Source organism: Chitinophaga sancti (assembly GCF_034424315.1).
In the GTDB taxonomy this organism is placed as follows: Bacteria; Bacteroidota; Bacteroidia; order Chitinophagales; family Chitinophagaceae; genus Chitinophaga; species Chitinophaga sancti.
In genome coordinates, this window is the sequence record NZ_CP139972.1 from 3,029,528 (window position 1) to 3,048,845 (window position 19,318).

Here is a 19,318-nt window from a genome sequence, read left to right on the forward strand (position 1 = left end):
ATAAAAGCAAAAATAGAATCGATGGACTTTAATTCATATCAGGAAAAGGCAAAAGAGACAATTCAAAGGAATGCTTCTGACGATAAATTGACTTCCATAGTTCCATTTCTCGGGATCATTGGTGAAATTGGATCATTAGTGACAGAACTAAAGAAAAAATTTAGGGATGGCGATGCTTATGTTGCTTTTAAAACCAAGCTGGAAGAAGAGCTCGGTGATGTTTTATGGTATATCTCAACAATTGCAACTCAAAATAATCTTATACTGGAAGACATTGCCTCTAAGAACCTAACAAAAATACATGACCGGTTTTTAGTAGACGATTCTGAAACCTATAAAGATTTCGATAACGGTTTTCCAGAGCATGAGAAACTACCTGATGAATTCGAAATTGAGTTTATCTCCTACGAAGAAATCGGAAAGAAAAAACTAAAAATTATCGATAAAAGAAGTAATGAAATCATTGGAGATCCTCTGACAGATAATTCATATATCGAAGACGGTTATCGCTTCCATGATATCTTTCATTATGGTTATTTGGCTATACTTGGTTGGTCGCCGGTTTTAAGAAAACTATTGGCTTTAAAAAGAAAGAGTAATGCAGATATTGATGAGAATGAAGATGGAGCTAGGGCTCAAATAATAGAAGAAATGGTATCCCTTTACATCTACAGTTTGGCTTTGGATCACGAGTTGCTTAAATATAGCAATAGCGTAGATTCGGGAATAATCAAGCAGGTTAAAATATTAATAGGAAAATTGGAGGTAAAAGACTGCAGTGGCAAACAATGGGAAAAGGCAATTCTAAATTCTTATGAAATATATAACAAATTGCGGGATAATGATGGCGGAAGGGTTTTGGTTAGCAAAAAAAATAGAACACTAACATATTTAGGTAAAAAATAGCCTATTACAAGATGCAGTTTTTTAGTAAAAAAATTAAACCAAAAAAAAGTTACGTCTATGATGCTTATTGGAAGTTCGCTTTCGAAAGGCAGGAGGTTTTCTTTAAGAGAATTAATAAATCAGATTTTCCTTGGACAGACGATAGTGTGCTCCATCAGTTTAAGTTTACGAACGTATATAGAGCTACAGATAGGGTTAGTCAATACCTGATAAAAAATATAATATACACAGGTGAACAAAACCCAGTTGAAGTTCTATTTCGTATCCTGCTTTTTAAAATATTCAACAAAATAGAAACCTGGGAAATGCTTGAAGAACAAGTAGGCCCCATCAGCTATAAAGATTTTGATTACTATTTGTTTGATACAATACTTTCGGATGCAAAAAGTAGGGGCGTTTCAATATATTCAGGTGCTTACATAATGGCTTCAGCAGGTAGTGTATATGGTTATTCGTTAAAGCACCAAAACCATCTTAAATTAATTGAAGAAATAATTAATTCCGGCTTGGCACAGAGAATCGACAAACTGAAAAACTTGGAATCGTTATATAATAAGCTGCTAACTTATCCTTCTATAGGTCCTTTTCTGGCTTATCAATATGCTATTGATATCAACTATAGCAATATCGTTAATTTCTCAGAAATGGATTTTGTTAAGGCTGGCCCTGGGGCCAAAGATGGGATAAGAAAATGTTTTTCCGACCCCGGTGCTTACTCAGAGGAAGACATCATAAAAATGATGACAGAACAGCAAAGGGAAGAGTTTGGGCGATTGAATTTACCCTTTAAGACGCTTTGGGGGAGAGATCTTCAATTAATTGATTGTCAGAATTTGTTTTGCGAAGTTGATAAATACCTCCGGGTAGTACATCCCGAAGCGCAGAGTTTGTCCAATCGTAAACGAATTAAACAGAAATACAAGCAATCCTTTTTAGGAGAAATAGAATATTTTTTTCCGGAGAAATGGAACTTAAACTATTGTAATCATTAATAATTTAAAAAAAATGGCAGATTCTCATAATGTATTTATAAGTCATAAAGGGGGGGATGATAAGCAAGTCCAGAACCTGAAAGCAAGACTTAAGGCACAAGGGTATGATGTCCGAAATTTTTCTGTTGATAGCACAAATCATAAAGATGGAAGAAGACCTTCTGATGCTGTTATCGCCCGTTTATTAAGAATGAGAGTAAGCTGGTCTAGTACATTTATTTGTCTAATAGGGCCAGATACCCACACCAGCAAATATGTTAATGACGAGATCAAGTACGCACATGACCTGGGAAAGAAAATTGTGGGAATGTATACTTACGGGTCAGCAAACGATGTAGAGCTTCCGGAAGCGTTTAAGAAGTATGGAGGAACTCCATTAGGATGGAATTCAGTGGATAAGTTGGGCGATGCTATTGAAGGTAAAAATATGCCTGCAGAGAATGCAGACGGAAGCACTCGGGGGCCAATTTACAATGTAACAAGGGTTAAATGTCAAAAATAAAAGTATGGCATACTTCTCATATAAAATTGAACACGATTTTGGTTTAGCGCCTAACCCATTTGGCAGCTATTGTACCCTTGCTGTCTGTAAGCCTTCGATACGCAATAATAAAAATCTTCAACTAGGAGATTGGATTATAGGCACTGGGAGCGTGAAGCTAAAAAAACTTCATCATTTGATATTTGCCATGCAGGTAGAAGAGAAAATTGAAATGGAAAAATATTGGGATGATCCTCGCTTTCAATACAAAAAGCCCGTCATCAATGGCAGCCTTGTGCAGATGTATGGAGATAATTTTTATTATAGAGACCCTACAACAAAAAAATGGAACCAAATAAATGGTGCTCATTCTTTAGAAGGCGGTCGCATAAACAAAGAACATTTAAAAGTTGATACAGGCGGAAGATATGTTCTGATATCAAAAACTTTTTTCTACTTCGGAGATAAAGCAATTCAAATTCCCAAAAGGTTCTGGCCTGTTTGTAGCGAGGGACGAAATATGAAGGGGCCTTCTATTCCTAAAAATCTGGCTGATAAATTTATTGAGTGGGTAAAGGAAAAGCATACTATTGGAATTCATGGAGACCCTATTAACTGGAAGCAATATTTTAATTCTAAAAAGGCATAGAGGATTTAAAAAAGGAACACTAAAATATAAAATTATGTATAGAGGGTTTAACCTGAAAATAAAATTGAATGATTCACTAGTAGAAAGCTATAAAGATCAAGGTTTATCAATTCAAGAAAAGTATAAAAGCAATATTCTCGATAAATTTAAGGATGTTGTCAGAGAGAGCCATCAACTTGATGCGGCTAAGATAGAATCGTTATTTTTCCCTCAAATCGAGGCGGATATTTTTATTTCTAATTCGCACAAGAATGTTGACGAAGTAATGGCGCTTGCAGGTTTTTTGAATTGGAAATTCAGCTTGAAAGTATTTGTCGATTCTTGTGTATGGGAATCGGTAAGGAACTTGCAGAAAATTCTGGATGATAAATATTCATGGACTAATTATGAAAAAAGAAGCTATTCTTATGTAGCTGTAGGAAAGTCAGCCAGTCATGCTCATATGATGCTTTCTGTGGCCCTATCTAGGATGATAAATACTACCGAATGCATTTTTTTCTATAATACGCCCGAATCTATTACTCCATTTAATAATACCGATAGTACAACATCTCCTTGGATATACTCTGAAATTGCACTTACGCAGATAATTCAAAAGAGAATTCCCCAAAGGAGAAAAGGACAAGAGACAAAACTATTTACCGAAAGAGGGTATATTAATGAAAGCCTGGAGTTACACTACCAGGCAGATCTAGGTCATTTGTCACCACTTAATGCTCAAGATTTTAATGCTTGGATAGACAAGGTTGTTAATACACCCCAAAAAGCCTTAGATGCATTATATGATATGATTCCATTACCAACGAAACCACATCTAATCTAATTTTTTAATATATACAAATGTCAATAATTACAAGAAGCCAATTAGCCACAATTGCACAAAACAAAGCAGGCTACAAAGGATTAAGAGATGTAGTAAATGAAAACCGACAATTCTCCAGATCAAGCCAAACGACAAGTATTTTTTTGTCCCATGCACATACTGATAAAGAGATGATAGAACAAGCGGTTACATTTTTTAGGACATTAGGTATAGCCGTTTATATTGATTGGATGGATCACACCATGCCGGAAAGACCAAATGGAGAAACGGCCAGCAACATCAAAAGTAAAATACAGCTTAACGATAAGTTTGTACTTCTTGCTACAAATGCTGCCGTTGCATCAAAATGGTGCAATTGGGAGGTTGGTATAGCGGATCCATATAAATCGGGCAGCAAAAAGATGGCACTTTTCCCTTTGGCAGATAACAGTGGCACATGGAATGGTAATGAATATCTTCAGATCTATCCAAGAATAGAGAGCAGTTCTTATTACGCCAACTCGTTTAGTGTAATATATCCTGACGGGACTTCAGAAAGCATTGAAAGCTGGTTAAGGAAATAAATATGAGAACCAAATATCAGATACTATTAATTGGAAACGAAAATTCCTTTATTGGTCAGATAAAGGAAAGCTTAAACAGACACACTGCGGAGCTGGGCGTTTCAGGCGATTCGCTGTTATACATTGAACAAGCCAACTTTTCCGAATATAAAGCCAATGCACCTGCTGTATGTTTATATTTTGGCTCTAATGACGGAATGTTTGGCGACTTAGAATTATTGAGGTCGCTAATTAATGATGCTACGTTAATTATACCATTAGTAGTAGACCTTAAAAGTTTTAAGCAATGTACACCCGAAGAACTTCATAAGGTCAATGGATATGAGTTGTCAAATGAAAAAGATGTAGAATCGTTAGTAAGCGTTATTTTGGAAGGATTGAGCCTTCTTAGACTTTCCAGGCGATTGTTCATTAGTTATAAACGCGAAGAGTCTAGTATTGTGGCTATCCAGCTTTTTGAGCAGTTTGAAAAAAACGGCTTCGATGTGTTTTTAGACACACACTGTGTACGTCCTGGAGAACCTTTTCAGGATGAATTATGGCAACGGCTGGCCGATACGGATGTGGTAGTGTTATTAAATACCCCCGGATTTGTAAATAGCCATTGGACGATGCAGGAACTCGCTCAGGCTAACGCTATGTCTGTTGGCATTTTACAATTAATTTGGCCCGGCCACAGCCTTGAACTTGAAGCTAAGTTATCCATTCCTTATCCACTACAAGATTCCGATTTTGGGAACAATACATACGCCAATAAAGACGCATATTTAACAAAAAATACAATTGATCAAATTGTGAGTGAAGTTGAATCTTTAAGAGCGAGGAGTCTGGCTTCACGGCAAGACAATATAATTACCGAGTTTTTTAAGGGCGCTGCCCGCGTAGGTAAAGACGCCAACCTGCAACCTGAAAAATTTATTCTTATGAATAAACCAGACGGTAAGGAGCTGGTTTTTATACCTACTGTTGGAGTGCCGCAATCGTTTACCTACGATCAATCTGAAGAATTGATAAAGCAGGTAAAGAAAAGGAATGCTGAAACTATTTTTATTCTTTACGATCATATCAATATCAGGGAAAAATGGATAAAACACTTATCCTGGCTGGATAATTACTTACCCGTAAAAGCTTTAAAAATTGAGGGCATCGAACAATGGCTAATACACAACACTTAAGTAAAATATTTCTTTCGGCAAGTATTCCTGACCCCGAAAGAAATCGAATTTATTACGATACAGCCGATATAATGGCAATCAGAGATGCCGTGCGTGCTTTGGCAACGGTGATTATTCCCCACTCAAAACTTGTTTGGGGTGGACATCCGTCGATTACGCCACTTATCAGATATGTGCTGCAGAGGTTGGGAAGGAATGTGCAGGATCACGTGATTTTATATCAGTCTCTCTTCTTTGAGAAGGGCTTTATTGATGACAACAAGGTTTTCGAGCATGTAATTTATACCGAAAGATACCCGACAATAAAAGAAAGTATTGCCCATATGAGAGAGAGAATGCTATCGGAACACAGATTTGACGCCGCTGTGTTCATCGGAGGAATGGAAGGTATAATTGAGGAATATGAAATTTTCAAAGAAAAACATCCTAAAGCCCTTATTATACCGGTCGCTAGTACAGGGGCTGCAGCCCGGATTTTATACGAAAACTTGGATGAGCCCTTCGGCGTCATACTAAAAAATAGCTATGCATACATGGCTCTTTTTCGTGAACTACTTTTAGACAACCATAATAATATATAAAAATGGGAAAAAAGATTTTTGTTTCGTATAAATATTCAGATGGCAATGTACAAGCATTGCCGAGACATCGTTTTGACACTACAGCAAGGCATTATGTGGATGAAATTAATGCCTTGATAGAAAATGGGGAAGATCACATCTATAAAGGAGAAAACGATGGCGAAAGTATGGTTACATTAAAAGACTCAACTATAGGGTCTAAACTCGGTGATAAGATATTTGACAGTAGCGTAACTATCGTATTAATTTCCGAAGGGATGAAAAATCCATTGGTTCAGGAGCAGGAGCAATGGATGCCATGGGAAATTTCTTATTCACTAAGGCAGCAGTCACGAGGAGGGAATAATAGTAAAACGAATGCGATGCTTGCAGTAGTACTCCCTAACCGTCAAGGGCAGTATGATTATTTTATTAGGGAAAATGCCTGCCCTGTTTGTAACTGTCGGATATTGAAAACAGATTTCCTTTTTCAAATACTAAGAGATAATATGTTCAATATTATTACCCCAACACTCTCGACGTGTAACAACCATGGTGTTAAGCCTCCGTATTGGGGATATTCTTCCTATATACATTTGGTAAAATGGATAGATTTTATAGCCGATATGGATGAGTATATTAATATTGCCCTCAGTATTAGAAACAACATTAACCGTTATACACTAGTGTTATGTTAAATATTAATTGACGGATACAATCTTTTTAACTTCACTCTTGCTTCTTTGTTTGTGAATTGCCAGTTTATTTGGCTGTTCTTATTGTTTCGATGAATTTGCCATTCAGTGACCTCTTCTTTTACCTTCTCGATTGTAGATATATGCCTGTTCAGGCACTGTCCATTCAATACGTGCAATTCTATTTCGGCCATATTTAACCAGCTTCCATGTTTTGGAGTATAGATGAATTCAAATCTATCACACAGCCTTTTTGCTTCTTTGGGTTCAAAGGTCTCATAAAATGCAGCACCCGTGTGCGTTTTTAAATTATCCATCACCAGGGTTATCTTTTTCGCTTTGGGATATTTCTTATCTGCGATTTCTTTAATAAACATTGCCCAATCCTTTCTGGCTTTGAATGCTGTTACCTCCACAAAACGCTTCCCTTTCAATGGTTCATTTGCTATAAATATATTTACCACGCCATGTCTAACGTACTCGTAATCTACTCTTCTTTCCTGACCAGGCTTCATGGCAACTGATTGTCTCACATCATCGACTAACTGTTTTGGCGACTCGTCCATGCAAATAACAGGATAATCAGCATTATAAGGCCTTTTATATACATCTAACACATTCTCCATCTTTGCCACAAATTCGCTATTACAATGCGGTGGGATTACCCACCCTTTTGATTTCCAAGGCTTAAGTTCATTTTTTTTAAGACCTTTCTTACTGTTACATGAGAGATCTTTTCTACATACTTTAATTCAACCATCTTGTCTGCCAGGAGCCGTAACGACCATCTAGCAAATCCCTTAGGTGGCTCACTACAGCATAATGTGACTAACTTCGCTTCTATATCTCCATCCACTTTAGACTCGTAAATACGATTTGAAGGCCGTCTTTCTAATACCCCTTCAAAGCCTTCTTCTATAAATTTCTTCTTAACCCGATCTATTGTGCGCATCCCAACTTTCAAAACTTTACTTATTTGCTCGTTGGTCACTTTTTCCGAGTATTTTCCATCATCACAATTTAATAGAATATAAGCCATACGAAAGGTTTGAGAAGTATGTGAACCTTTATTTATTATGCTGTGTAATTCTTCAACTTCTCTTTTTGTTAATTTAACGGTATAGCGTATCATCTCCGGAAATATTTCATCGAATATACATTATATTTACGCCATTTTATATTTAACATAACACTAGTAAACATTATGGGGCAAAACTTTCCATTAAATAATTAAAAGTATTAATTTGACAACGCCACTATTAATCCACAATAATTAAACCCGCCGGTTGCACTTACACCAGACACTACCGGCCCACCATGCATATGACACGTTTAACGCATCAATTTACCACCCACCCGGTGGGCCAGGGCCTGTTTTACTCCGGCCATGTAGCTATAGGTAATTCTAGCAATAGCGCCATTGCGAACAATTTCCGGCTAAAGCATTGCAAATATTTATACCATTTTTTTTCGTGCCCAATTTTGTTGAAAGCATTAATACTCATGACATTCGAATCCATTGTTTAGCAATTTAAAACAGCCAGGCCCTGCTGCTGCTGCGTGCCCGCAATACACCATTTATCATATCTTTCCTGCACAAGGTATTTGCCGATACCAATACCACTACTCCATTGCCAATGGCGAGCTTCGCAGCAATCTGGAAGACCTATCTTACGAAGAAAAAGATGAAGAGCCGGATGCCGCCACCCTGTTTGACGACTTTGCCTTAAGAGCCGCCCAATACATTGACAGTGGAGCAACAGCGATTTCCTGCGCAAATACCCTGGCGATGTTGGCGAAGACCGGCACGGGCTAATTCCCGATATGTATATTACATTTTAATACATGCTTATATTATGTAAGACAGGCCCTTTCCCGGCAGTTCAATTCATTGTGTTCGGCCCCTGCAGCAGGAACTACCGCATTAGCGGAGGTTGTATTGCCCCCGTCAGGAGTTAATTCACATCAGGACTACCGAATTCGCCTTCTCTTTTTGTTGATTACCTTTTCAAAATGTGATCTATTCATATCAACTATTTGATTTACAACATTTAATATGTGCTGAAGGTGTTCAACTAACCCCTCCCGTTCCGCACACAGGGCCAAAAATTGCTTGAAAAAGTGATTTTTAGCATTTTTTATTGTGGGAATAATTGGGGTTCAGACGGTTATAAAGTGACCTTTATTTTAAAATTTCTATCTAAATTCATTTCCTTATAATGTTTTTACCAGCAATGAAGCGATTCTCCGATAGTAGCTGAGGGCCTTTACTCGATCCAATAACTGGGTTCTATGTGCGTAAAGCTTCGTAAATAATTTCCAACTTGATACTATTGGTTAATGAACTATAATCCATTCACTATACAGTATTTTCTCACCTACCCTCTTTTCGCATCCCAAACTAAGGCTGGCGTCATTTCTTTGTGATCCTTGGAAGAAAAAGCATGAGAACCACCGATTAGCGGATTTTTATCATCTTTTAGCTATTTGCAAAACATATCCATTTGTTCGTTAAACAACATTCCCTGTGACTTCAACCACAGATCTCCGCTTTTCAGAATCCTGTGTACTTAAATTTCTGCCAGCAGTGAGTGATATCTGGTAAGTATCTTTATAATAAGCATCAATCCACCTGTAAATGACTGAAAACGATGTAGGCTTCACAGCATGATCCACATAAATAGGCGTCCACCACATCATTCACCGGGGCCGAATTACTGAAACTAACACGAGTTATCTCCCTGATCGCAGTCAGCCTGTCCCTTAAATAACCTACCCTGCTGATACTGAAACTATCCACCGGCACATGTACAATCGTTTCCCTGTCAAAACCCTTGTTATCGCTTTCAAAATACGTCATCTGCTTCAGCACCACGAAAGTCGCAATAATCAATGCCTAAATTTTCAATACGATCGATTTACAAAAATTTATGCTCATTTTCGAACACTCTCCTCAAGAGCGGTTGATTTAAACAAGGCCCTAATTACTCTTCAAATGTTTAACCGGATTGACCCCGGCAATACTGCCAATCTGAATAGCCAGCGTGATACCTGTAGCAATTAACGACAGTACTGTCGTGACAATAAAAGCTCCAAATGGCATATGTATTCTGTAAGCAAAATTATCTAACCAATTATTTGCCCAGAAAAACACAACAGGATACGCCAGAAAATTGGCAATGAGTACTAAGCGCAGATACTTCCTGCTAATCATGGTAAGTATTGTTGCAGAAGATGCACCTAATGTTTTTCTGATGCTGAATTCCTTTAGTCGTTGCCTAATCATAAAAGTAGTCAAAGCAAATAATCCGATCAGAGCAAGCAACAGTGAAACTATAGAAAAAATGTAATAAATATTCTTCAACCGCTCATGGTCTGCATTCAGCTGGTTATACTCATCTTCCAGAAAATCGTACCTGAGTGGGTATCCAGGATAATACCGTTCCCATATTCCTTTGATTTTTCCTATCACCATCATTTTTTCACGGTCATTGATTTTAATAAGCAGATGGCTTGTACCTGATGAACCGATGTGAGTATTTATCATGTAAGCAGATGGACTTACCTTTTTTTCAAAGCCATGATACTTAAAGTCGTTAATGACACCTACCACAGTGAGCGGAAACCGGTCTTTTCCTCCGTAAATAGTTTTCCCCAATATGTTTTTCCCCAAAAGGTCTGCTGCCGCTTTATTTAATACGACTGCATTTTCTGAGTCAAGTCCATATTCCTTTGAGAACAATCGTCCCTGCAGTATCTGAACATTCAGTGCATGAAGTGTCTGATAACCAACAGAAACAAGGAACATCTTTTTCATTTGTCCTTCATAAGAAGTCTCAAATAAAAAATCATCTTCCTGATTGCTCTTTTGAGAACTGACACCCGCATATTTAACACCCGGCAACTGTTCTATTTCATTGATCATACGAGAATTGACCGGAGATTCAATATGTAACAACTCCATCGGACTAAAGCCCAAATCGCTTTTTTGCATATACCTGATCTGCATCGTCATTACAATCAGGGAAATAATAAAGACAACGGTGATAGAAAATTGAAGTACAATAAGTGAATTACCAACAAACTGTCGCTTATTCATTGATCCGTTTTCATCCCTGAAAGCCCCAAGGGGGCTAAAATTCGTAAAAAACAAACATGGATAAACAGCGGACAACATACACGTCATGATGAAAACACCGAGAAGCTGCAATACAAAAACGGGCAGATTAATATTTTGTTTCAGCGAAATCGATACCTGAAAGATGTCATTGATAAAAGGTAATAGCAATACGGAAAGTAAACAACCTAAAAGCAGGGCTATAAGACATTTAATGGCCACTTCTCCTAATATTTCCAACATCAGATGAATCCTGGATGCGCCTAATATCTTTTTGACACTGATGCTTTTTATACGGTAAAATGATGCGGCAACGGAAAGGTTCGTAAAATTCGTTACAGCCAGCAGTAATAATAAAAAAGATAGTCCTATTAGTGGCGCTGCAATATTCATAATTCCTTTACCCTGCAAGGGATGTATATGTATATCTTTTAATGATTGTAACCTAAACCCACCCGCCAATATTTTGTTGCGTACTGTTAGGTTATGGTTCCGCCTTGAATCGTATAGCATGCCCATTTCCCTGGCATATATACCATATGCAAGTGTTTGTAACCGCTCTGTGTTTACACCGGGATTTAACCGTATAAAGATCCTGCAGGGCATCGTTTCTCCCAGATCTGTAGGGGGAATATCCAAATTCCCACCACTGGAATGATATATAGCTGTAAAGCGAAGCTGCGATGGCTTGGCTGGCAACTCAATTACCCCGTCTACCTGATAGGATATTGATTTGTCCTGGTTCCATCGTTTTAAAGTGACAGATTTACCCACTACTTCTTTTGTACCAAACCATTTCTTTGCAAGCGATTCTGAAATTACTATTGTGTTAGGATTTTTTAACGCTGTCTTTCGGTCACCGGCAATAAACTTATAAGGGAATACATCAAAAAAGGAGCTATCGCAATCAAGCATATCCTTTTCAAGAAATGAATTGTTTTCAGTAGTTACTCCAATCTGTCCTCTCCCTTCTGCAACGCTAATCATGGTAAGTGCCTTTACATCAGGCATGCCGGATCTGAGCGCAAATCCCATTCTTGAATCACAATAGTAAGTCCATTCTCCTTTATCATTAACCTCATCCAATACACCTGCACCATATATGTTTTTTAATTCCGGAGACCAGCCGTCATAGTTTAGTTCATAGTTCAGGTACAAGGTGATCACAATTAGACTGGTCAGACCTAGTGCCAATCCGATAATACTTATAAAGAATGTAGTATTATAGGTTTTCCTGTTTAAAAGAATACTCACCATAAATGTGGATAATATTATAATGCAGCTAAATATTCTTCAAAAAGATTCATTCTACCGGATTTAGGCATAAAGACATCATGCAATTGATTATCCTTTTCCAGCACAAAATAATACGCACTTTCGCCCGCTTTCTTATCAATATCTATCTTGTTTTTTCCGACAATAAAGATAGGGAAGGTAACCGAAAATTCCTGCTTAACCGCATTTATTGATTGAAAATCTGCAAATACCGCTACATTATACTTTAGTTCATGGGCTTTCATTTCTAATACTTTCAGACTTTGCGCAATACAAGTGTTACAGTCAGCTGAATGTATCCTTAAAATGAGTAGTGGTTTTATTAAGTGAAGATTCCCGATAACACTATCAGCAATAGCAAATTTATTGTACCCTATAATCAAGTTGTCATTTAAATAGGATGCTTTTGCCGTAACTTCTGCGATTTGACTTTCTTTCGCCGCAAGCAGGAAATTTAAATGTTTGATCTGTTCAGAAGAGGTTTTAAGCCGTATTACAAAAAAAACATCCAGCACGGACAATATTACTATAATAACAATTCCTAGCTTCATATCATTGTATTATTGGTTAATAGTTAATATCAGCAGGTAAATCATAAACTACAACTGCTGGCTTGTTTTCATTCCTGTATTTAATCGCATATAATCTATGTCTCATTTCATCTACAGCAAAAAATCCCAGATACGACTGATTCAGATAATAAACTTTCTTCAGCTGCCCATCCCATGAAAATACATGTAACTCCATAGCCGTATTTTCCTGAAAATAATTGGCATATTCCTTATTGAGACATAACGCGTAGAAATAATTATTACCGCTATAAGTAGTTATGTAATACGCTCTTGTTTCTGCATAAGGTAGCATCTCATTTCCGGGCTTAACAACCGGTATAGGGCTTTTTGCCGCGCTTTCAAAAATAGATGTCTGGATCTTGTTACTGTCTAACATAAAAAAGTCAACTCTCTTAAACAATGCCATTGCAGAGGCCATAATGCCTTTCTTCATATTCAACGCATTCTGCGCATAGTAGTAATAGGCTTCCGCGTTTGCAGGGATATCGACACTATCTACTTTACTAAAATTCTTAATCCAGCTTGTTTTTCTCTTTTTTATATCATAAACAAAAAACCGGCCTTTATAACGTGAGCTGATGCTACTACCATAAATCAGACTATCACGCCATCCCAATAAAGATGCATATCCTGAAATTAAATAAGGCGGAAGCCTGACTGTCCACTCCGGTCTTACAATAGTATCTCCCAGCACTTTTCTTAAATTAAATTTAAGGTATAGGTTTTTCCTATAGTCAGTTAGGTAGAAATAGGTCTCATTATCCTTTACATAATACTGGTTGTCGTACCTTGGGTTCATAAACTGGTAGCTACTATCACCACTGGTACCATATTTGCCCAAAAATTTAAGATCACTGAGCGCATAAAAGTTAAGATATGCATCGGTATGTGGTGTCACTACTACTAATACAGTATCAATGATACCAATGGAAGAAATTTCTGCACTATCGATCCCGGCAACGGGGTGTCCTTTTAAGGTATCTATTTTTGCCGCCTCTTCTTTTATAACGATACTGTTATATTTTATCTTATCACTTTTACAAGCCAGCTGACAAAGCAATATACTTAAGCCTAACAAGAGTTTATTCTGACTTGACTTGATCATGGATGATTGTATTATAAAATGAATAAATTGTTTCGTTGCCAACCGGATCTCCTATCATGACGACGTTTTCATTTTCATCCAATAAAAAAGTTCCCTGAACATATCTGTCAAGATGGCGATTTAATAAGTAATAACCACTCGTATCCAGATATATGTAAAACGCGGGCTTTGTACTATCTACGAATTCCCGAAAATACGTATCAGGTTTCCCCTGGGCTACAAAAATGATTTGATTGACATCCAAATTTTTCTCTGACAGGAACTTGTTCCATTCATCCATTTTCCGGATGCAGGTTCCACAACTCGTATTAATGAACGAAACAATTTTATACGTTCCCTCATATCTGTGTACGCCATTGGGGGTATAATACAAGGTGAGCGAATCCCCGGTATTTATCCTATGCCCAACTACATCCTTATAGTCATTCAGATAGGACATCAGTGCTTTCTTATTTTCAGCGTTATTGCTACATGCACATACCTGTAGTAGCAAGACGTATATAATAAATAAGTTTTTCCGCATCTCCTTCTTTTTTATAATGAGCCATCCCTATTTAAGGATGGCTCATGTTCATTACTTTTTACAAGTGGATTGATCTGAATAGGTACCGGCGGTTGTCTCAGTACATCCATTACATTTTGTAATGGTAGTAGAGCCTCCGGTATAAGTACTATAGCAATAGATTTTTCCACCGCTCGTATCTCCGCTTGTATCTGTTGTGGTACCAGTGGTACCTGTAGCAGTAACGGCCAGAATGCCCAAAACGTTTCCGTTTTTGCTTAAAGCGATGTCATAATTTGCGAATGCATACTGGATGTTAAATCCAAGTGCAAATACAAAGGTTGCGATACCAATTGCTTTTACCAATTTTTGTTTTGTCATTGTTTGAGGTTTGAAGTTAATAATCGGATTTATTTAAAAAGTGAGCTCTTTCTTTATCCAGCAAATACCGCAGTTCTGCTTTCAGGGTATCTGAATCATGCCATACGAATGTCCGTTCGTATGCATAGATACCTAGCCCGAAACAATACACGATTATCATTGCGGCATATAACTTCCTTAGTTTTACCTTTTTTAAAATGAGTTGTTCAAACAACCAGGCAAGTGAGAAAAAGACGCCTGCGGCGGCTAAATAGGCATAACGATCTGCGACTAATTCAAACCTTTTCAGGGAAAATAAATTCAACACAATACCGATATGTATGAGGAAAAAAATGAAACCGGCAAGCAGTATTCCTAGCTGTTTATAATAACGATACAGACAATATCCCATTACGAGTAATATAATTGGATATATCCAGAATCGCAGCTGTAATGGCTCTCCAGGATTATTGGGAAAGACGTATAAATAGGATAATTTAAACGGTAACAAGCACTTGGTCAGGTATTCGATCAGTGTATAGGAAGCCAGTATTATCCTTTGATAAAAGGGATAAATTTTCTGACCATCAATATTCGCTGTCCTGTCTTGTGATATTATTGAAAGAATACCAAAAAATATGGATAGCAGAAAGAGTGGAATTTTCTCAAGCCAGACACTCCTTTTATGCATATTACGTTGTAAGAAATAATCAAACATGATGAGACATACAGGCAAGGTAACAGCCTGTTCCTTCGCACCAAAGGAGACAATAAAAAACAGGATGACCAATAAATAGTATCGATATTTCCCTGTAGTGATGTAAGTAATGTAAAAATGCAGCGCTATCAAATAGAATAAAGTATATATAATTATCTTTGATGCCGCCATCCAGGCCACTGCCTGTACGAGGAACGGGTGAATGGCGAACAATAATGCCGTCATAAATGGAATCCGCCAGACACCGGCCTGCTCCTTATTTCTGATCAATTGGATTCTAAGTACCAGAAAGTAGAGTAATAGCACGTTGGAGATGTGTACCAACAAACTGGCAGTATGAAACCAAAATGGATCATATCCAAAAAAGCTATACAACAAAATATAGAAAAACTCATTGACAGGTGCATACTGCCCATGGTAAAATTCAGTCAATACATTCCATAGATTATAATGATTCAATCCTTCTTCAGTATACGGGTTAATGACGACCCACTGATCATCCCATTTATACTGAAAATCATTATTAAAAACCTGCTGGTAGGTGATAAGACAACATGTAATCAAAAAGGCAATAACAACTAGATTTATCGTCTTCATTTGGATACGGTCGCCTGAACCCAGCTGTGGAGTAAATTTACTTTTGGCTGAATTATTCATTCGATTCAAAAGTGGAAACATAAATAGTAAATGAAATATTAAGTATGTTTTAATGGTAATTAAGCAAAATACCTTCCTTTTACATGTAGCATTGTCTTTCATCAATGCATACGCACTTTCCGGCTCATTTTTCCTGAACCGGATATGGGTTAAATATGTTGAAATTAATCTGTTGTAGAAACTAACTTACAAATCCCACTGAGTGAGATTAATCAACAAACCTGATAACAAGATTCTTAGGCACGACTGAATAAAAGTGAACTTCTAACTTTGGAAAGGATCGGGTTTAAAAGGTTACATAGCAATAGCCTATTGGTTAAATACACAAACTGATTGATCAAATAGAATATTACCCTAGCTGAATCAAATATAAATTAAATTTCGAGGTATACCAATATTTGAATAATTTTTATTCTATTTTAACATTACTCAAACTTTTAATCTGCTGATTAATTAACCTGCCAATTATATCCTCCATGAAAGACATGTCTTATAAAATAGTCACCCTATTTGCCATCTTTGTATATGCTATTGCAGCTGTTTTTTCGGAAGGGTATTATCATCCTGATGAGCATTTTCAAATCTTAGAATTTGCTGCTTATAAATTAGGCCATGTTGAGGAGTTCCAGTTACCCTGGGAATTTAACGAGGCCATCCGTTCTTCATTTATGCCATGGATAGCCTTTATGATAATGAAAATTGTAGCTAACCCATATACAGTAACGCTTATCTTAAGATTGTTGACTACTGCACTTGCTATATTCGCTATCGATCGCTTTTTCAGGGCCACCTCCAAACTATTACCCGTTCATGTACTACTCGTTTATCAGTTATTATCTTATTTTTTATGGTTCCTGCCATTTATTAATGTAAGGTTTAGTGCAGAGACATGGAGTGGGCTGTTATTTCTTTGGGCTGTAAGTTATATATATGAAGACAAAGGCGCGGCTGCTATTGTAGGTATATTGTGTGGGTTTGCTTTTCTTGCGCGTTTTCAGGCTGGGATCATGTTTGCAGGATTATTTTCGTGGCTGTTTTTTATCGGGAAGTGGCAGGCGAAAAAATTATTGATTATTGGTGTTTCATTTGCCGGTATACTATTAACAGGTGTTTGGCTGGATTATCTCTTCTATGATAGCTTTACGCTTACTGCCATTAATTATTTTAACATAAATATAGTTCGGAATGTAGCGTCACAATTTGGAACAATGAGCTGGTCTGCATTTTTAGCTGAAACTATCATTGCATGTATATGGCCTGTAGGCATCCTCATTTATATTGCAGTGATGATTGTTGCCTACAGGAAACCAGCTTCATTATTATTATGGTGTATTATTCCCTTATCACTTGTACATTTCATTATCATGCACAAGGAAGTACGGTTCTTATTTCCAATAGCTAACTTCTTACCATTCCTCATATTGACTGCATTTTATTCTCTGCAGCGAATAATGATTACCCGTATAGTGTTTTGGGGGTTATCAGCTATCAATATCATTGCTTTGATAACTATTATATGTTACAAGCCATCGGAAGGAAGAATTGCTATGACGAGATATATTTATACGCATATGGACCGCTCTGCCAGAATATATTTCTTAGAGGGAGATAATCCCTTTCAGCCTTATAATTTTCTGACACAGTCTTTCTATGATATTCCGGCACTACATTTTACAACTTTAGCTTCTTATTCAAATTTAAAAGATGAGGATTTTAACAGGGCTGATGGTTTGATTATTCGATACAGGGTAATTAAAGATACCGGGTTAATAAGGCATATAGAAAGGCTACATTTAAAGGTCGTGAAAGCAGGGAATTATAATTGGATAAGCACAATTAAAAAGGCATATTATGGAAAACTATTTAACGATGATGGTTATGTATTATTGATGAAGGAATAGTTTTACTTTAAAATCCGCTTCTCACAACAATTGCATTCAAAGAACCAGATGATTATTTTCCCGAGTTTGAATAATGAAGAGATAAAGGTAAATCTAATTAATCGTTATCCCCATCTAAACGGATATTTTGATGTCGAAAACTAATCAAACAAGTTCTTTAATTCTAAATCATTGATCATCTCAGCAAGTGCATATTCAGCAGGCTGCGCCTGCAATTGCTGTAAGAGGGCCGTCTTCACTTCTTCCACCGTAATACTTTTCATACAGGGCTTCCCATAAGGGCATGGCGCCCTGAATATCAGGTCCAGACAGGGAGAACAACGCAAAGGCTTGTAAATATTAATATTATTATCATGCCCCCAGATAGTAGGCTGCGAAGGGCCGAACAACACGACGCCGGGAATATCAAAAGCATTAGTCGCATGAGAAAAAGAAGAGTTTACACCCACAAAGCTTCGGGAATATTTAATGAGCGCCAGCGTATCTCTGAAAGAAACCTTCCCTCTCAGATCAACAGCATTCTTTACCCTTGCCTCACTTTCTATTCCCAGCTGAATAAAAGTATACTCCGGCATCTGTTCCACCAGCGCCTCCCAGCTTTCCAGCTCCCATTCCTGATTCTTCGATGTTTGAGAAGTAATATGCATGACGATAGGATTCTTATACTGCGCCATCACATTCCTTGCCTTTTTTTCCTCCTCCGGTGAAAAGAATACTTCAATCTTATCATCCTTCAAAGGCACCCCCAGCAGATCAGCGATCAGCTCCTTCGAATTTTTATTACCAAACAAGGTAGGCATCAGCCCTGCATAAAAATCATCATGGAATTTGGCCCACTTCATATAATAACGGATAAAGGAAACTGGATTCCGTAGAAAGGAAGTCCTGGTTACCCGGTCTATGTGGGGGTTATTTTTAAATATTGTTTTCTGACGGTTATTAAAACAGAACAGCACGATCCTGCAACCAGGATATTCTTTTTTCAGCGCCCTGAAAGCAGGTGTGCTCAATAATGCATCTCCCAGCCCTCCAAATAATATAATACGAAATACTTTTCCGGCCATGTTATTGTTGATTTAATACCCAATCCAATTGCTGTATGGCATATTCCCATACGCTTTTCTCTTTATGCAAAAAGTGCAACAAACGTTTATCTCTTTTTCTGAAATGCTTCTTCAGCTCTTCTTCTGTTCTTTGCTCAATGATCAGAAGGTTTGTCTTTAGCTCGGCAACCCGGGCCTGTATTACTGCTGCTTCCTTCATAAAT

General features: G+C 37.4%; 21 protein-coding genes. 11 read left to right on the forward strand and 10 right to left on the reverse strand.

Features of this window, described 5'->3' with window-relative positions; translation table 11 throughout:
* Positions 1-21: 21 nt before the first annotated feature.
* From U0033_RS11635 to U0033_RS11675, 9 genes are read left to right on the forward strand one after another with little or no spacing between them, the layout of a single operon-like run.
* On the forward strand, positions 22-906 hold the full coding sequence (locus U0033_RS11635) for a nucleoside triphosphate pyrophosphohydrolase family protein (RefSeq protein WP_072356438.1): 885 nt from the start codon (positions 22-24) through the stop codon (positions 904-906).
* An 11-nt stretch (positions 907-917) separates the two neighbouring features.
* Positions 918-1,898 (forward strand): nucleotide kinase domain-containing protein, encoded by a 981-nt coding sequence (locus U0033_RS11640; RefSeq protein WP_072356437.1) that lies wholly within the window; start codon positions 918-920, stop codon positions 1,896-1,898.
* 13 nt (positions 1,899-1,911) lie between these two features.
* The gene (locus U0033_RS11645; protein ID WP_072356434.1) at positions 1,912-2,400 is read left to right on the forward strand and encodes a TIR domain-containing protein; all 489 of its coding nucleotides are present in this window, start codon (positions 1,912-1,914) and stop codon (positions 2,398-2,400) included.
* Between the two features lie 4 nt (positions 2,401-2,404).
* The gene (locus U0033_RS11650; protein ID WP_072356431.1) at positions 2,405-3,028 is read left to right on the forward strand and encodes an Nmad2 family putative nucleotide modification protein; all 624 of its coding nucleotides are present in this window, start codon (positions 2,405-2,407) and stop codon (positions 3,026-3,028) included.
* The gene (locus U0033_RS11655; RefSeq protein ID WP_072356428.1) at positions 2,979-3,851 is read left to right on the forward strand and encodes a hypothetical protein; all 873 of its coding nucleotides are present in this window, start codon (positions 2,979-2,981) and stop codon (positions 3,849-3,851) included. Before U0033_RS11650 ends, U0033_RS11655 begins: the two co-directional genes overlap by 50 nt.
* A gap of 17 nt (positions 3,852-3,868) precedes the next feature.
* On the forward strand, positions 3,869-4,414 hold the full coding sequence (locus U0033_RS11660) for a toll/interleukin-1 receptor domain-containing protein (RefSeq protein ID WP_177318508.1): 546 nt from the start codon (positions 3,869-3,871) through the stop codon (positions 4,412-4,414).
* 2 nt (positions 4,415-4,416) lie between these two features.
* Complete coding sequence (locus tag U0033_RS11665) at positions 4,417-5,589, forward strand: toll/interleukin-1 receptor domain-containing protein (RefSeq protein ID WP_072356425.1); 1,173 nt, start codon at positions 4,417-4,419, stop codon at positions 5,587-5,589.
* The gene (locus tag U0033_RS11670) at positions 5,568-6,170 is read left to right on the forward strand and encodes an SLOG domain-containing protein (RefSeq protein WP_072356423.1); all 603 of its coding nucleotides are present in this window, start codon (positions 5,568-5,570) and stop codon (positions 6,168-6,170) included. Before U0033_RS11665 ends, U0033_RS11670 begins: the two co-directional genes overlap by 22 nt.
* A 2-nt stretch (positions 6,171-6,172) precedes the next feature.
* A complete protein-coding gene (locus U0033_RS11675) occupies positions 6,173-6,847 on the forward strand; it encodes a TIR domain-containing protein (RefSeq protein ID WP_072356420.1) in 675 nt (224 codons plus the stop codon).
* On the opposite strand, the gene U0033_RS11680 is transcribed toward U0033_RS11675, so the two are convergent.
* Positions 6,844-7,976 (reverse strand): IS630 family transposase gene (locus U0033_RS11680; RefSeq protein ID WP_322518498.1). Its coding sequence is split into 2 segments (ribosomal slippage): positions 6,844-7,553 and positions 7,553-7,976, totalling 1,134 coding nucleotides; the frame shifts between segments, so codons are not numbered across the junction. The genes U0033_RS11675 and U0033_RS11680 overlap by 4 nt on opposite strands.
* Before the next feature lie 387 nt (positions 7,977-8,363).
* Between U0033_RS11680 and U0033_RS11685 the strand changes: the two genes are divergently transcribed.
* On the forward strand, positions 8,364-8,660 hold the full coding sequence (locus tag U0033_RS11685) for a hypothetical protein (protein WP_072361498.1): 297 nt from the start codon (positions 8,364-8,366) through the stop codon (positions 8,658-8,660).
* A gap of 807 nt (positions 8,661-9,467) precedes the next feature.
* On the opposite strand, the gene U0033_RS11690 is transcribed toward U0033_RS11685, so the two are convergent.
* The 7 genes from U0033_RS11690 to U0033_RS11720 form a co-directional block, all read right to left on the reverse strand.
* Positions 9,468-9,737 carry a hypothetical protein gene (locus tag U0033_RS11690; protein ID WP_072361497.1) on the reverse strand — a complete coding sequence of 90 codons (270 nt, stop codon included), beginning with the start codon at positions 9,735-9,737 and terminating at the stop codon, positions 9,468-9,470.
* Positions 9,738-9,824: 87 nt separating this feature from the next.
* Positions 9,825-12,218 (reverse strand): ABC transporter permease, encoded by a 2,394-nt coding sequence (locus tag U0033_RS11695; RefSeq protein ID WP_072361495.1) that lies wholly within the window; start codon positions 12,216-12,218, stop codon positions 9,825-9,827.
* Positions 12,219-12,232: 14 nt separating this feature from the next.
* The gene (locus U0033_RS11700) at positions 12,233-12,787 is read right to left on the reverse strand and encodes a hypothetical protein (protein ID WP_072361492.1); all 555 of its coding nucleotides are present in this window, start codon (positions 12,785-12,787) and stop codon (positions 12,233-12,235) included.
* 16 nt (positions 12,788-12,803) lie between these two features.
* On the reverse strand, positions 12,804-13,913 hold the full coding sequence (locus tag U0033_RS11705) for a hypothetical protein (protein ID WP_072361490.1): 1,110 nt from the start codon (positions 13,911-13,913) through the stop codon (positions 12,804-12,806).
* Positions 13,891-14,436 (reverse strand): TlpA family protein disulfide reductase, encoded by a 546-nt coding sequence (locus tag U0033_RS11710; protein WP_072361487.1) that lies wholly within the window; start codon positions 14,434-14,436, stop codon positions 13,891-13,893. Before U0033_RS11710 ends, U0033_RS11705 begins: the two co-directional genes overlap by 23 nt.
* A 51-nt stretch (positions 14,437-14,487) precedes the next feature.
* Positions 14,488-14,796, reverse strand: coding sequence for a hypothetical protein (locus U0033_RS11715; RefSeq protein ID WP_072361484.1), 309 nt, complete (start codon positions 14,794-14,796; stop codon positions 14,488-14,490).
* Positions 14,797-14,812: 16 nt separating this feature from the next.
* Positions 14,813-16,090, reverse strand: coding sequence for a hypothetical protein (locus tag U0033_RS11720; protein ID WP_072361555.1), 1,278 nt, complete (start codon positions 16,088-16,090; stop codon positions 14,813-14,815).
* Between the two features lie 536 nt (positions 16,091-16,626).
* Here U0033_RS11720 and U0033_RS11725 point away from each other — a divergent pair.
* Complete coding sequence (locus tag U0033_RS11725) at positions 16,627-18,051, forward strand: glycosyltransferase family protein (protein WP_072361481.1); 1,425 nt, start codon at positions 16,627-16,629, stop codon at positions 18,049-18,051.
* A gap of 140 nt (positions 18,052-18,191) precedes the next feature.
* On the opposite strand, the gene U0033_RS11730 is transcribed toward U0033_RS11725, so the two are convergent.
* Together U0033_RS11730 and U0033_RS11735 are read right to left on the reverse strand one after the other, a co-directional pair.
* Positions 18,192-19,115 carry a glycosyltransferase family 9 protein gene (locus U0033_RS11730; protein ID WP_072361479.1) on the reverse strand — a complete coding sequence of 308 codons (924 nt, stop codon included), beginning with the start codon at positions 19,113-19,115 and terminating at the stop codon, positions 18,192-18,194.
* A 1-nt stretch (position 19,116) separates the two neighbouring features.
* Positions 19,117-19,314 (reverse strand): hypothetical protein, encoded by a 198-nt coding sequence (locus tag U0033_RS11735; RefSeq protein ID WP_072361476.1) that lies wholly within the window; start codon positions 19,312-19,314, stop codon positions 19,117-19,119.
* Between the last annotated feature and the right edge of the window lie 4 nt (positions 19,315-19,318).